Raw genomic sequence first — 13,751 nt, 5'->3', positions numbered from 1 at the left:
GCGATCTACCCCCTCGGCAGGCTTGTGACAGCCTCACGACTCAGCACGGGTCCCTGCGGCATCGCCGCCAACAGGTCCTTCGGAAACGGGATTGGTGCGACCGCGCCCAGCTTCAACGCGGACCTCGTGGCCTGGTCCGCGAGACGGTAGGCGATGCCGCCGTCGGAGATGACGAAGGTGCGTGCGGTGGCGGACTGCGCCGACATGGGGGCGGCTACCACGTGCATCCCCGCCCCGGGACGGGTCCGCACGAGCGGCTTGCCGTCCGCGCTCACGGCGGCTGCCGACCGCGGTACCAGCACCACCTCGCTGGCGTACTCCTCGGCCGAGACCGGGCGTTGCCGCGCACACAGGGCACGTCCGGCGGTGTCCAGCAGCCGCAGCGGCGTGAGGTCGGGCAACCGGTCCAGCAGCGAGCGGTCGGCGGAGCGCCGAGCGTCGACGATCGCCGCCGTGCTCAGCTCGACCGCAGCGTCCTCGTCCTCGGCGTCGGCCAGCAGGAACTCCGTCCGGCTCATCGGTGCGAGCCCATCTCGGCGCAGCACGAAGAACTGCTCGGAGCCGGACTCCACCCGTTGCCAAAAGAGCGTCCCGACGGGGTGGGCACGCCCACCCACCTGCGGACCGGGAGCACCGGCGCCCTCGATCCGGGCGGGCGCCAGGGCGGGGCCGTCGTCCAGCCAATCCAGCCACAGCTGCGGGGCCGGGGCCGGGCTGACGGTGACGGCACCCAACACCACCAGCACCGCCTCGTCGTCGACTCGGTACTTCACCCCGTTGGCGAGCAGATAGGCCACGTCACGCTGGTCACGTACGACGACGAACCGGTCCGCCGGCAACGGGTCGGCGGCTACCTCGGGATCGAGGTTGATGCCCAGCCCGGATTCGGATCGACCGGGGGCGACAGAGCCGGGCAGGCAGGCGAGCCACGGCCCCCGCACGAATCCGTCGGTCGACGGTAGCTGCCGGGGCGCGCCGGCCAACCCGAGCGGGGCACCGCGTGCCACATCCCGGAGGGAGTTCTTCGAAATCAACGTGACCTCGGCGGAGGGGCCCTGGATCAACATTGCCGAGGTCAGGTCCGGGGTGGGGTGCAGCAGCCCGTTCAGGTAGACGTAGCGGTCGCCGGTCTCCTTCTCCACCAGGATCGCACCGGGCTGCCGATAGGCGGTGCTTCCTCCGGGGACTATCCACCCGTACACGGCGAAGCCGCCGGACACCAACAGCGCCAGGATGATCCCGATCAGCAGGCCGGTCTGCGCGCGGCGGCCGGGAATCTCGGCCCCGGCCGGGTCACCCAACACCAGGGCGGAGCTCAGCCGGCCCATCATGAAGGTGTGGGCGTGGACGTGGTCGCGTTGGGTCTGCATCCCGGCCTACCCGAAGAGCCCGCGGGCCCACGCGTACAGCCCGAGGATCTGAGCGAGAACCGGTAGGACGGCCACCCCGGTCACCACGTCGAAGAACGTCGCCGTGTACTCCCAGAACGGCAACATTCGGCGGGGCCAGGGGCGCAGGGCCGCCAGCACCAGTGGGATCACCACCAGCACCAGACTGCCCAGCAGAGCCCACCGCCAGCCGACGGACAGCGTCTGGGAGAGGTGCATGATGACCATGAGGTAGCCGACGGTACCGGCGGCAGTGAGCGGAACCCGTTGCCACAGACCGAGAAAGGTACGCGCGCGCAGAAAGATTGCACTGGCGATCACGAAGACATAGGTCCAGCCCGCCCAGCCCGGTGTCTGGAGGGTGAGATGAAACAGAAACGGCAGCACCAGCGCCGATGCCAGCATCAGCACGCTCAGGTAGGTGTCGGCGTCGTCGGTCCGCTCGCCGACGGTCTCGGACGGCACCGGCTCGATGTCGTACGACATGTCGGCGCCGGTCTTCGGTAGCTGTGGGCCTCGCAGCCGGGCGAACTTCACCGTCACCCGTGGCGCGACCACGACCGCGGCGAACACCACAGCGGCGGCCGCGGCCGCCGTCGGCTGCACCGACATCCCGGACCCGGACTGAAGCAGCAGCATCCCGAGCGCCATCAGACCGGCCACGCCGACCACCAGCATCGGAGTGACCGGCAGGTACGGACTGACCGTGCGTTGGGCCGCGACCAGCACCCCGGAGACGCCGACCGCGCCGACCGCCGCTGCCAGCACCGACGACCCGTGGATCGCTATCCCCTGCGGATCCCCGTCGACCGCGCTGGACGCGGCCAGCGCCGCGAACGCCGCCGCACCAACACCGAAGAGGAGCGAGATGGCGCCGTCGCTGTGCCGGTGCGCGAAGAGGAGCGCGGCGGCGAGGAAGGCCACGCCAACCGTCCCGGCGGCCACCACCTGGTGTGGCACCGGACGCCAATCGGCCAGGAGTACGGCGATTGCACCCATCGCGACGACCGACAGGAGGAGGAACAGCACCCGCCGGTACTCCGGCTGCCACCGGTCCACACGTCGGTTGACGACGGTCGCGATGCCCTCCGCGACGTCGTCGAAGTCCAGCTCGGGCAGCGGGTCCTCCGCCCGGCGCAGATACAGCTCCTCGCCTTCCAGCCAGTCGAGACTCTCCGGAGTGCCGGACAGCTCGAAGGGCTCCTGGCCGAGACGCTGCAGGACCCACGCGGCCTCGGGTGTGTCCCCCTCGAGGCGGTGTCCCTCCGAGGTGTGCCCCAACAACACCGGCAGCAGCGTCGCCACCGGAGTCGTCACCGGCACCGCCAGGTCGACCCGGCGATCCGGGCCGGCCACTGTGACTCGGCAGAGTCGTCCATCCAGTACGGTGCTCACCCACGGTCCCCTTTCCCGAGGCAGGACCTCATGCCACGTGTCCGGTCTGCAGCAACGTCACACCGCGACGAGTGACGAGCTGCGCTCGCCCCGCGGGCAACCGGCGTGGCGTGGCCTCGCCGAGGAACTTTCCCTCTTCCTTCGGGTACGACAGCAGCGTCGCTGGTGTGCCCAGCTCCCACAGCCGCCGGATGACCGGGTCCATCATCGCCCGCATCGCGCCCGAGGTGCTGCGGGCGACGATGAGATGGAGCCCGATGTACGGGCCCTGGGCGAGCAGCGGCAACAGCGGGTCCAACGAGGAGCCGACGCCGGTCCCCCTCGTCATCAGGTCGTAGTCGTCCACGACCACGAACAGCTCCGGGCCCTCCCACCAGTCGCGCCGACGCATCCGTTCGGACGAGATGTCCGATCCGGGAACCCGGCGGTTCATCGATACCGACGCCTGGCCGGCCAGTTCGTGTAACTTGTCGCCGGTGAAGCCGAAGCCGACCTGGTAGTCGGGGGTGATCGCGGTGTCCAGGTCTCGCCGTGAGTCGCCGAGCACCACCTTCGCCTGATCCGGCCCGAAGCGCCGCTGAATCGCGCGCAGCACCAGCCGCAGCACGTTCGACTTGCCCGTCTCGTTGTCGCCGAAGACCAGCAGGTGCGGCGTCGTCATGAAGTCGTGCCAGACCGGGGCGAGGCGCTGCTCGTCCTGACCGAGGCAGACCCTGAATTCGGGCTCGGGCTCGGGCAACTGCTCCACCGGTAGCTGGGTGGGCAACATCCGGACACTGGGTGCCGGCGACCCGGACCAGAACGTGCGGATCTCCTCGGTGACACCCTTGGTCGCCTCGGCCAGGTCGGTGACGTCCGAGCTGCCATCCACCCGGGGCAACGCGCCGAGGAAGTGCAGGCCCTCCGAGGTGAGGCCACGGCCGGGCTGGTTCGGCACGGTCGCGGCTTTACGGGACCCGACCTCGGATTCCATCGCGTCGCCGAGGCGCAGCTCCAGCCGGGTGCCGAGCAGGTCACGCAGCCAGGTCCGCATCTCTGACCAGCGGGTCGCGGTGACGATCACGTGGATGCCGAAGGACAACCCCCGCGAGACGAGTTCCTGGAACCTGGTGTCCAGATCGGTGAAATCCTGCTTCATCGTGTACCAGCCATCGATGACCAGGAACACGTGACCGAACGGGTCGTCGATGTCGCCGCGCGCCCGTGCCGCCAGATACGCCCGCATCGAATCCAGGCCGCGGGCGGCGAACTCGGCCTCGCGCCGCTCCATGACCTGCCCGATCTCCTGGATCGTGCGGACCACCCGGTCGCGCTCCATCCGGGTCGCGATCGATCCGACGTGCGGGAGCCCAGCGATCGAGGACAACCCGCCGCCGCCGAAGTCGAGGCCGTAGAACTGCACCTCGCCGGGGGTGTTGGTGAGGGCCAGCCCCAGGATCAGACTGCGGAGCAGTGTTGACTTGCCGCTCTGCGGAGCACCGGCGATACCCACGTGACCGTCGGCGCCACCCAGGTCCGCGACCAGCAGTTCACGCAATTGATCCTGGGGCCGGTCCACGATGCCCACCGGAACCCGGAGCCGACCCTGGGCGGTGACGTCGCCGACGGTCATACCGCGCACCGGATCCGGCACCACGCTCGGCAGCAGAGCGTCCAAGCTGGGCGGGGTGGACAGCGGCGGCAGCCACACCTGACGGGCCGGTGGGCCGGACCCGGCCAGGCGATCCAACAGGACCTCGAGCAGACTTGGACCAGTGGGCGACTCCCGCTCGTCCTGGTCCTCGGCCTCGATGATCGCGTCGGCGGGGCGGAGCCGACCAGGATCGTGCCGGCCGGCGACCTGGCCAGCGGTGAACGGGACGACGTCGAGCACGGGCTCCTCCCCGCCCTCCTCCACCTCGGCAGCCGTGCTCGGTCCGGTGTACGGACCGGACACGTACGCCGACTTGAACCGCACCAGGTTCGTGGTGTCCAACTTGAGGTAGCCGTTACCCGGCTCCGGCGGCAGCTCGTACGCCCTGCCGACACCGATGACCGAACGTGACTCCATCGACGAGAAGGTGCGCAGCGCGATCCGGTACGACAGATGTCCCTCGACCCGATTGATCCGTCCCTCGTCCAGCCGCTGGGAAGCGAGCAGAAGATGCACGCCGAGGCTGCGGCCCAGGCGACCGATGGACACGAACAGATCCATGAACTCGCTCTTGCTCGACAGCAGCTCGCTGAACTCGTCCACGACGATCAGCAGCACCGGGAACGGCACCAACGGGGCACCACCCGCCCTGGCCTTCTCGTAGTCGAACAGCGACGCGTACCCGCTGGCACGCAGCATCTCCTGGCGTCGGGTCATCTCACCGTTCAACGCGTCCTGCATCCGGTCGACCAACGGCAGTTCGTCGGCGAGGTTGGTGATCACCGCGGAGGTGTGCGGCAGCCGGTCCATGCCGAGGAACGTCGCCCCACCCTTGAAGTCGACGAGCACCAGGTTGAGGATCTCCGAGCTGTGCGTCGCGGCGAGCGCGCAGACGAGCGTACGCAGCAACTCGCTCTTGCCCGAGCCGGTGGCGCCGATCAGTAGGCCGTGTGGGCCCATCCCACCCTGGGCCGACTCCTTGAGGTCGAGTTCGATGACCTCACCCTCCTCGGTGACGCCGATGGGCACCGTGAGGCGGTTGCGTTGCGGCTGCCGCGAACGCCACAGCGTCGACACGTCGAAGGTGTGGACGTCGCGGATGCCCAGCAGCGCGGTCAGCTCGAAGCTCGTCTCGAGGGGCTCCTCGACGATGTCGAACGTGCCGCTGGTCCGTTTCGGCGCGATGATCCGGGCCAGCGCCTCGCACTGGGTCGCGTCGAGGCCGTCGCGGGTCGCGGAACCGACCGTCTCCCCAGCCGGGTAGGTGATGACGTCGTTCTCGATGGTCAGGCGCAGGACCTTGGGACCGCCGGGCATGTCGCCGGTGAGGTCGAGCAGCACCACGTTGCGAATGCCGGCGCCGAGCAGCCGGGAGCTGTCGGGCAGGTCGACCAGGTGCGCGATGACCACCACGAACGGCTCGGTGGAGGACGGCCGGGCTTCGCGATCGTGGTCGCCCCGGTCGCTGATCTCCGGACCGAGCAGGTCCATCAGGTCGGCGTGGGTGTCGGCGAACAGACGCACCGGGCCCACATCGTCGACAGCGGTCGGGTGCGCGTTGTGCGGCAGCCACTTGGCCCAGTCCCAGGCGCCACGATGTACCTCGGTGGCGAGCACCGCGATCCGTAGTTCGTCCGGGGCGTGGAAGGTCACCAGCTGGGCGACGATGGCTCGGGCCACATCGATGGCCGGGTCGGCGGCGCCCTCGAACTCGACGCTGGTGAAGCTACGAAGACCGACCGAGATCGGAATGCCGGACACACTGCGGTACGCCTCGGAGAAGCGCCGTAGTGAGATGGAGGCCAGTGGTTCCAGGTCCTCGATCGGCTTGGTCGACGGCGGTGCGAGCTGCAGCATCGCGTTCTGCCGTCCGAGCCCGATCCGGACCCGCCCGAAGTCGTCGTGGCTGGGCCGCCGCTCCCACAGGCGGCTGCTCATCGCGATCGACCACAGCCAGCCCGGCTGCGGGTTGTTCCACAGCACGAACTGTCGCTGCTGGTCCGCCGCGGTACGTGCCTGCCTGCGTAACTGGGCGATGTAGCGCAGGAAGTCGCGGCGCTCGCCGCGCATCTTGCGCTTGCGGTCGGAGGCGGCCCTGCCGATCTGCATGATGCCCATGAGCAGCATGCCGGAGGCCATCGCACCGCCCATCACATACATGATGGGCGACCTGTTGAAGAGGCCGAACATCGCCATCATGGCGCCCATGCCGAGGCCCATCGGAACGATCATCGCGAATGACCGGAAGTCGAGCGGCGCCTCCTCGGCCATCAGTGGCGGCTCCTGGAGCTCGATCTGGCCGTCCGGTGCCTCGGGGCCGGTGGCCCGCGGCGGGCGTTTGATGGTGACGGTGCTCACCCGAGTGCCCCCGGGTCCGTACCGCCGACCCACGCCGAGTTGTCCTGGTGCAGGAGCTTGACCGCGTACCGGTCGTTGCGGAACCGTTCGGCCGCCCGGTCCTCGTCCTCGTCGTCCGGGACCCGCTCCTTGGCGGCGGCGCCGCGCTCCTCGGCCTCCTCCTCCCGCAGTCGCGCCTGCTCCGCCAGCTGCGACCGCCGTTTCTCCCGCATCAGGTAGAACCGCTCGTGGACGTCGAGCTCCGGACCGCCGCACCGCAGCGGCCTGTCCGACCCGGCGGTTGGCGTGGCCGCAGCAGTCGGTGTGGCGGCGGCACGCCGCCACACCGGGCGGGAGGAGCCCTCTTCGGGCACGATGTCAGGCATCTGTCAGTCTTTCGTCCTGCTCGTCGGCGTACCCCTCGGTCAGCCACGCGGAGTCGTCGAGGTCGTCCCACTCGGACGTGTCCGCGTCGCCGCTGTCCGGCCGGATCACGGGTACGTAGTCGTCGCCGGGTGGCAGCTGTGCATCGGGCGTGTCCTGGCCCCAACTGTCGTGCTCGTCGCGCAGAAGCTCGGCGGCGTCGGGTCGGTCGATCGGTATCCGTTCATCGGTCGGCGCGGAGCGGTGTGCGGGGTGTACACCGGGATACGGCCGGGGGCCAGCCACCGTCCCCGACGCCCCGACATCCGGCTCGGCGGCCTCGGCCCGACGGGCGAGGCCGCCGACCCGGGCCACCGCGGTCCCGGTGCCGACGGACGCACCGACCAACGCCACCGGCGTGCGCGGTTCCGGATCCGCGGTGACCTCGGGTACGAGACCCGGGGGAGCATCATCGGCAGTCGCCGCGGTGGGGGCGGTACTTCCGTCAGCGGTAGCTGAACCGCCGTCGGGTTCGGTGTCCGCCGGGGGCGCCGCAGCCCTGCGGTGCTGGTGGGGCGAGTCCGGAACGCCGGCCACCAGCGAGATGTCCTTCTGCGACCTCGGCCCGTCCAGGGCGTCCGCGGCCGGGGCCTCGGGGAACGGCACACCGGCTGCGGGGAAGCCCATCGGCAGGTTCACGGCCGTTGGCGGCGCGACGGGTTCCGGGGACTCTGGCCCTTCCTCCGGGGGCGTCAGCGCCGCGTCGACCGGCGTGGCCCGCGAGGTCCCCGGATACCTCGAGGCATCGCCGGCCGGGGCTCGCCCCGGGCTCGGCAGCACGCCGGGGACCGGTATCGGTGGCTCGGGGGAACCCTGGCTCACCGGCGGCACGGTCACCTCGGTGATCGGGGGAGCGGCTGGGGTCAGGCCGACGCCACCGCCGGACGCGCCGTCCGGCGCATCCGGCCCCGTACCGTCGGGTGTGGATGGTTGCCAGTTGGTGTCGTCTGCCGCGATCAGCGTGGATGCACCCGGATGATCAGGGGTGTTGGTGTCACCGGGGGAGGCCACGCTGCCGGGCATGCCCGGCAGAATCGGCGTGTTGGTGGCCGTTCCGCCGGCGGGCGCCACGTCCCACAGTGGGTTGGTAGAGCCTCCGTTCTGCTGCGGGATGTGGAGCCCCGCGCCACCCGCTGCCGTGCCGTGCGGAGCTCCCAGCGCGCCGATATCGCCGACGCCGGAGGGCTCCCACGCGTCCGTACCGCCTTCGATCAGTCCGTTGGCGTCGGGCTTCTCCGGTCCGCCGGGGCCGCCGGGGGAGCCTGGTGTGCCGCCTGGTCCTGGCATGCCGGGCATCATCGGTGTGCCGGGCACGGTGGGTGTGGTGGTGTCGTGGGTTGCGGGCGGTGTCGTGTCGTCTGGGTCGGTGCCTGGTGTTGTGTCGTTCAGGCCGGCGCCACCTGGTGAGGTGCCGTCGGGTGAGCCTGGTAGGTCCACGCCGGTGAAGGCGGGTGGTTGCCAGTCGTCGGGTGGGCCTTGGATCAGTCCGTTGGCGTCGGGCTTCTCCGGTCCACCGGCACCGCCGGCCCCTGGAACCCCACCCGCTCCCGGCATCATCGGCGTGCCCGGCATCATCGGCGCGGTGGGGGCGTCGCCCGTCCCGCCGGCGCCGAGTGGTGGCGCGGTCGGAAGGGGGACGTCGCTGTCGGCGACGAGTGGTGGCGCGGTCGGAAGGGGGACGTCGCTGTCGGCGACGAGTGGTGGCGCGGTCGGTAGCGGGGCGTCGCTGTCGGCGCCGGGCATCGTCGTGTCACCTGGTGGGTTTGGCAGGGGTGCATCTCCGGCACCCCCACCGGTCCAATCGTCTTGGTCGCCGTCGACCAGATCACCGGCGCTGGGCGGTGGCGGGATGCTGGGCGTGCCACTGCCACTGCCACTGCCACTGCCGGGGCCCGGGACGGGGGCCGGGGTGAATGTCCCCGGCGGGGGTGGCACGCCGAGACCCTCGCCAGCGTCGATGCCCGGCACGCTCGGCGCCTGCGGATTCGATGAGCCGGTGTCCCTGGGCCCTCCACTGCCGTTACCTGGCCCGGGAAGAGGCGGGACGATGGGTGGCACCACCTGGTCACCGGCGCCCCCACCGCTCGGGCTGTCCAGGCCGGGCAGGCCACCAAGAGTCGGGTCCTCCAGGCCTGGACCGCCGTTGAAGAGGGAGGGGCCGTCCCCTGGTGGCGTCAGCTCGGGTGGCGGGATTTCGCCTGGCGGCGTCACACCGGGCGGCGGGATCTCGCCCGGCGGGGTCAGCTCGGGTGGCGGGATTTCGCCCGGCGGCGGCACCTCCGGCGGGGGCGGCATCTCCGGCGGGGGCGGCATCTCCGGCGGGGGCGGCATCTCCGGCGGGGGCGGCATCTCCGGCGGGGGCGGCATCTCCGGCGGGGGCGGCATCTCCGGCGGGGGCGGCATCTCCGGCGGGGGCGGCACGTCCTGCGTGTTGAGCTCCAGTTCTCCGTCGCCATCGGGCGGGATGACCGAGCTGTAGGTGAAGTCGTACTGGGTCGCAAGCGTGTCAACAACCTGGAGCATCTGCTCGGTCATCGGCTGCTCAAACTTGGTGCCGCTGATGGCCACCATGTCGTGGTCATTGCTGCCGACACCGTTCTGCGCAGCGATTGTCGCCCAGGATCGGTCGAGGTACTTCATGGTGCTCTGTGCCCAGGCGAAGTAGTTCGCGCTCTTGTAGAGCTGGTTAGGGACGGAGTTGACACCACCGGTGCCGTCGCCGCCGACGATCCGCTCCGCCTGCGCGCCGATGTAGTCGGCAAAATAGGTCATCTTTGCCAGGAAGGCATCGGCCGCCTCGCCCTGCCACGCCCGGTCCTCCCCGGCGATGGCCTGAGACTGGTCTCGCACGAACTGTTCCAGCCAGTTCAGGGTGTCGTAGGCATGCTGGAAGGCTACGCCGGCATCCATCACCGACTGAGGACTGACCAGGCGCGCGGCCAACGCTTCACCATCAGCTGTGGCGATAGCCGCCCCACCGTTGACCGCGGCGAGTAGCTTGCGCCACCCTCGCTCCTCCTGAGCCCACGTGCGGTAGTCGTAGAGGTCACTCGTGTTGATGGTGGGCGGGACGAACGTCGCCTCCTCCTCCGCGACATGCGACCACTCGTCTTTCTCTTCCGGCATGCCCTGACCTCTCTACCGAACGTGCTACGAACGCCGTGACGACCGGAACCGGGCCTACTCCCGTCGATCAACTGCCGGAGGTGGTACCGCTGTCCTGGCCGTGGTCGCCGACGACACCGATCTTGCTCCAGGCGCCACCCATCGCCTCCCCGAGTTCGTCGGCGGTCATGTCGTTGAACTCCTCGCTGGTGTCGTATCCCCGCACCATCAGGCGTAGGCCCGTTTTGACCTCGTACAATGCCTGGTGCACAGAGAGCATCAGATTCATGGTGTCGCCGCGTAGACCCGGACTCTCCGAGCTGCTGCCATCGATCAGTTGCCGCATCAGCTCGGCCTTGGCGAATCCGCCGGGGCGCATCTGCACCTCGCCGAGCAGTGTGCGTGCGTCGAACAGGATTCCGGTGCCGTCCCCGGCGATCTGGTCAATCTGGTCCGCGAAGAATTCCAGCGCTTCGGTGCTTACGCTGAGTTGTTGGTTCGGGTTGTCGCCACCAGCCCACTCACCGGTCTCCGGTGGTGTGAATCCCGGTGGAGGCTGCTCGACGTACTGATGATCCGGGTCGTACTCATCTGGATTGACGTTGTCGGTGTCCGTGACAGTGGAATTGTGCTCCTCGGCCACCTCGTCCCAGTTGTCGACCACTTCTGCCTGGTACCAGTCCCAGGCAGCCAACTCCTCGTCGGTGTAGTCGTCGCGGTCGAAACCGTTTCTTCCCCCGAACCGACCCACCGGCGTGTAGGTGTTGATGTCGGTTTTGATTTTTTCTATTACCGATCTGGTCCAGCCAGGGGGGTGGCTGTTCTCCTCATCGTATTCGTCCAGTACGCCGGTCGCGTCAACCGCCTGTGTGTTCGGGTAGCTCCAGTCGATGCCCATCGGATCCATTCCGTTCGGTCGTGTCGTGGTGCCGCGCCCGCGCTCCGAGTGGGTTAGGCGCGGCGCGTGAGGCAGACGAGCGCACTGGGCTGCTGGTTGACCAGGAGCCGGCTACCGCGGCACAGAGACGCGGCAGCCGGCGGACGAGGTCAGCCTCCGCGGACGTCATTCCAGATCTGCGCATGACGTTGCTCGGTCGTGCCGTAGTTGTCCGAGATCTGCAGCAGCGTACGGCGGGCCTGCTCCAGGTACGCGGTCATCTGACCGGCCGACTGGTTCCAGACCGCCTTGGACACGTGGTATTGAGCCTGGGCGGCACCAGTCCACTGGGCGAGGCTGGCCTCTACGGTCTGCTCCATCTGCTCCAGCGCCGACCGAATCCGCACGTTGATCTGGTTCATGTCGTGCAGCACGGCATCAGCCTGCCGGAAGTCAAATGTATAGTTGGACATTGTGGACCTTCCTAAGAAATGACCGCCACGCGGGCGAGTAGCTACGACCTCCAGGCGGCGGTTCGTGGACGACCTGGGGGCTATGGGCTCGACGCCACCAGCGGCAAAAACCTCACACGCCTGGCAGCGCCGCGCCGAACGAGCTGGCCGTGCTGCTCGCGGTGTCCTCTGCCTGGAGGTAGCCCGTGGTGGTTGTGCCCATCACGTCGAGCATCTTGATCAGTTCGTTGATGACCCGCTGAAACGCGGCCTCCCAGCTGTCCATCGCCTGGTTGAACCCGGCTGAGGCCTGCCCGGTCCAGGATCCCTGCAGGATGGCCATCTGTCCATTAACGGCCTGCAGCGAACCAGTGAACTCGGTAGCCTTGTCAGAGAATTCTTGGGCAGCACGTCGCATGCCCTCTTCGGTCGTACTGACTCTCGGCATCGTCACAGCCGTACTCCTCACGTCGAGTCGTTGGCACGGATGAGTCTTAGCGGCCGAACCCGCCGTAGGACACGCCCGGGCAACACGCATGTCCGAATGTCTTCGAATGCTTGCACGGCTTCGCACAGATCCGGATGTGAGGGCGACCATCCAGGGTATATCGGGAAGACCTGATGCACGTCTGTACCAAGTGGCACGTGCGGTCTTCCACTGGCGGTGATCCACGATCTGTACTGAGTGGTGATGTGGAGGGAGGCGCCGAGGATGAACATCAGCGAGCGGATCGAGGGCCTCTTCGAGGAGTACCAACGGCAGCGCAACAGTCTTACCGAACTACAGCACAGGATGCGTGAGCTCACGGCCACCGCTACCTCACCCCGACGTGAGGTCAGCGTCACCGTCGGCCAGAGCGGCGTCGTTACTGATATCCGGTTCCTGACGTCGGCGTACAAACGGCTGACCCCAGCTGACCTCACCGAAGTGATCATGGCTACCTACGCTGAGGCCAAGGAGAGCGTCATGCTGCAGGCTGAGGCGGTGCTCGCGCCGATGCTGCCCGACGGCGTTGACGCCCGCTCACTGGTGCGTGGCACCGCCGGCACGGATGCCTTTCTACCGCCCGAGCCGCGAATGACGACCAGCGTTCGAGAGATCCTCGGCATGGGACGGCAGAGCCAATGAACAGTCCCGCGGGCCGGCTCTGGGTCGACCCCGAAGGCGTCGTGCTGGTCGGCGACGGGTACGCCGAGCACGCCGCGTTGTATCAGAATTACCTAAACGATCTCGACGCGATGCGCAGTCGATACGCCAACAGTTGGGGCAACGACGAGATGGGCGTCCAGTTCTCCCAGGCGTTTCTGGGTGGCATGGACAACATCGAGGGTGTGATTGGCGGGGTAAAGGGTCGTTTGGTGTTCGCCGGGGAGGGGTTGCGGGAAAACGGGCGGCTCTACGCTGTGGTTGATGACGAGGCACAGGAAGTCAGCCATTCGATGAGGCAAGATTTCGATTCACACCTTTCCCTGACGTATGCGGAGGAGGGGGTGGAAGGTTCGGGGGAGGGGTTCGCGGGGCCGCTGTTTCCGTCGGTTGCTGTTCGTGCCACGCGTCCGGAGGAGGGGGTGCCGGGTTCGGGGGAGGGGTTCGCGAAGCCGCTGTTTCCGTCGGTTGTTCGAGCGACGCGTCCGGAGGAGGGGGTGCCGGGTTCGGGGGAGGGGTTCGCGAAGCCGCTGTTTCCGTCGGTTGTTCGAGCGACGCGTCCGGAGGAGGGGGTGCCAGATCCGGGGGAGGGGATCGCGGAACCGCCGCTGCAACCGGTCTTTGTTCGCGCCACGAATCCGGATACGTCGGTGTCCCTGGCGAGTTCGCCGTACCTGGTGGTGCCGGACAGCCTGTCGGTCCTGGTTGATGGTGAGCCGTTGCCGGAGGACTCCCGGCTAGTGGCGTTTCGTCCCTTTCCGGACGGCAGTGTGCGGGTTGATGTCAACCTTTACGACTCGATCATGCCGGTGGATGACGCCTTGATTACTGACGGAGACGGACAGGTGCTGGATTCGGGGGGCGGGCGTTTCTTTGTCGTTGTGGAGAACCCGGATGCCGATCCGACGGAGCCCGACTACCAGCCGTTGGTTCTCAGCTACCCGGACAGTGGGCACTCGCTGGATCGTTGAATCGTTAGCGCGGGCTGCTGGTC

The 13,751-nt window shown here is 68.5% G+C and carries 10 protein-coding genes; 2 read left to right on the top strand and 8 right to left on the bottom strand.

The features are described from left to right. Window positions 1-5: 5 nt before the first annotated feature. The 8 genes from eccB to AC1UKG_RS16725 all read right to left on the bottom strand — a co-directional run bounded on the left by eccB (window position 6) and on the right by AC1UKG_RS16725 (window position 12,064). On the bottom strand, window positions 6-1,370 hold the full coding sequence (eccB, locus tag AC1UKG_RS16760) for a type VII secretion protein EccB (RefSeq protein WP_482642879.1): 1,365 nt from the start codon (window positions 1,368-1,370) through the stop codon (window positions 6-8). A 6-nt stretch (window positions 1,371-1,376) separates the two neighbouring features. Further along, window positions 1,377-2,783 (bottom strand): type VII secretion integral membrane protein EccD, encoded by a 1,407-nt coding sequence (eccD, locus tag AC1UKG_RS16755; protein WP_482642880.1) that lies wholly within the window; start codon window positions 2,781-2,783, stop codon window positions 1,377-1,379. A gap of 28 nt (window positions 2,784-2,811) precedes the next feature. Beyond that, window positions 2,812-6,807, bottom strand: coding sequence for a type VII secretion protein EccCa (eccCa, locus tag AC1UKG_RS16750; protein WP_482642881.1), 3,996 nt, complete (start codon window positions 6,805-6,807; stop codon window positions 2,812-2,814). Continuing rightward, window positions 6,771-7,139: a hypothetical protein gene (locus AC1UKG_RS16745; protein ID WP_018745602.1), complete on the bottom strand. Its 369-nt coding sequence runs from the start codon at window positions 7,137-7,139 to the stop codon at window positions 6,771-6,773. Before AC1UKG_RS16745 ends, eccCa begins: the two co-directional genes overlap by 37 nt. After that, window positions 7,132-10,302 (bottom strand): hypothetical protein, encoded by a 3,171-nt coding sequence (locus AC1UKG_RS16740; RefSeq protein WP_482643207.1) that lies wholly within the window; start codon window positions 10,300-10,302, stop codon window positions 7,132-7,134. Before AC1UKG_RS16740 ends, AC1UKG_RS16745 begins: the two co-directional genes overlap by 8 nt. Window positions 10,303-10,369: 67 nt before the next feature. Continuing rightward, the gene (locus AC1UKG_RS16735; RefSeq protein ID WP_018815238.1) at window positions 10,370-11,188 is read right to left on the bottom strand and encodes a hypothetical protein; all 819 of its coding nucleotides are present in this window, start codon (window positions 11,186-11,188) and stop codon (window positions 10,370-10,372) included. 140 nt (window positions 11,189-11,328) lie between these two features. Next, complete coding sequence (locus AC1UKG_RS16730; RefSeq protein WP_012184807.1) at window positions 11,329-11,631, bottom strand: WXG100 family type VII secretion target; 303 nt, start codon at window positions 11,629-11,631, stop codon at window positions 11,329-11,331. Between the two features lie 112 nt (window positions 11,632-11,743). Continuing rightward, window positions 11,744-12,064 carry a WXG100 family type VII secretion target gene (locus tag AC1UKG_RS16725; RefSeq protein ID WP_012184806.1) on the bottom strand — a complete coding sequence of 107 codons (321 nt, stop codon included), beginning with the start codon at window positions 12,062-12,064 and terminating at the stop codon, window positions 11,744-11,746. Between the two features lie 258 nt (window positions 12,065-12,322). Between AC1UKG_RS16725 and AC1UKG_RS16720 the strand changes: the two genes are divergently transcribed. Further along, window positions 12,323-12,739 (top strand): YbaB/EbfC family nucleoid-associated protein, encoded by a 417-nt coding sequence (locus AC1UKG_RS16720; protein ID WP_012184805.1) that lies wholly within the window; start codon window positions 12,323-12,325, stop codon window positions 12,737-12,739. Next, complete coding sequence (locus AC1UKG_RS16715; protein ID WP_482642883.1) at window positions 12,736-13,728, top strand: hypothetical protein; 993 nt, start codon at window positions 12,736-12,738, stop codon at window positions 13,726-13,728. Before AC1UKG_RS16720 ends, AC1UKG_RS16715 begins: the two co-directional genes overlap by 4 nt. The last annotated feature ends 23 nt before the right edge of the window (window positions 13,729-13,751 follow it).

It is taken from the genome of Salinispora sp. CH2A1_6, assembly GCF_056820975.1.
This window is presented reverse-complemented; position numbering and strand designations above follow the sequence as displayed.

Excerpts from the sequence above, each read along its gene's own strand:
- AC1UKG_RS16730 (WP_012184807.1), bottom strand. The coding sequence starts at position 11,631 with ATGTCCAACTATACATTTGACTTCCGGCAGGCTGATGCCGTGCTGCAC.
- AC1UKG_RS16720 (WP_012184805.1), top strand. The coding sequence starts at position 12,323 with ATGAACATCAGCGAGCGGATCGAGGGCCTCTTCGAGGAGTACCAACGG.
- AC1UKG_RS16740 (WP_482643207.1), bottom strand. The coding sequence starts at position 10,302 with ATGCCGGAAGAGAAAGACGAGTGGTCGCATGTCGCGGAGGAGGAGGCG.
- AC1UKG_RS16735 (WP_018815238.1), bottom strand. The coding sequence starts at position 11,188 with ATGGATCCGATGGGCATCGACTGGAGCTACCCGAACACACAGGCGGTT.
- AC1UKG_RS16715 (WP_482642883.1), top strand. The coding sequence starts at position 12,736 with ATGAACAGTCCCGCGGGCCGGCTCTGGGTCGACCCCGAAGGCGTCGTG.
- eccB (WP_482642879.1), bottom strand. The coding sequence starts at position 1,370 with ATGCAGACCCAACGCGACCACGTCCACGCCCACACCTTCATGATGGGC.
- AC1UKG_RS16745 (WP_018745602.1), bottom strand. The coding sequence starts at position 7,139 with ATGCCTGACATCGTGCCCGAAGAGGGCTCCTCCCGCCCGGTGTGGCGG.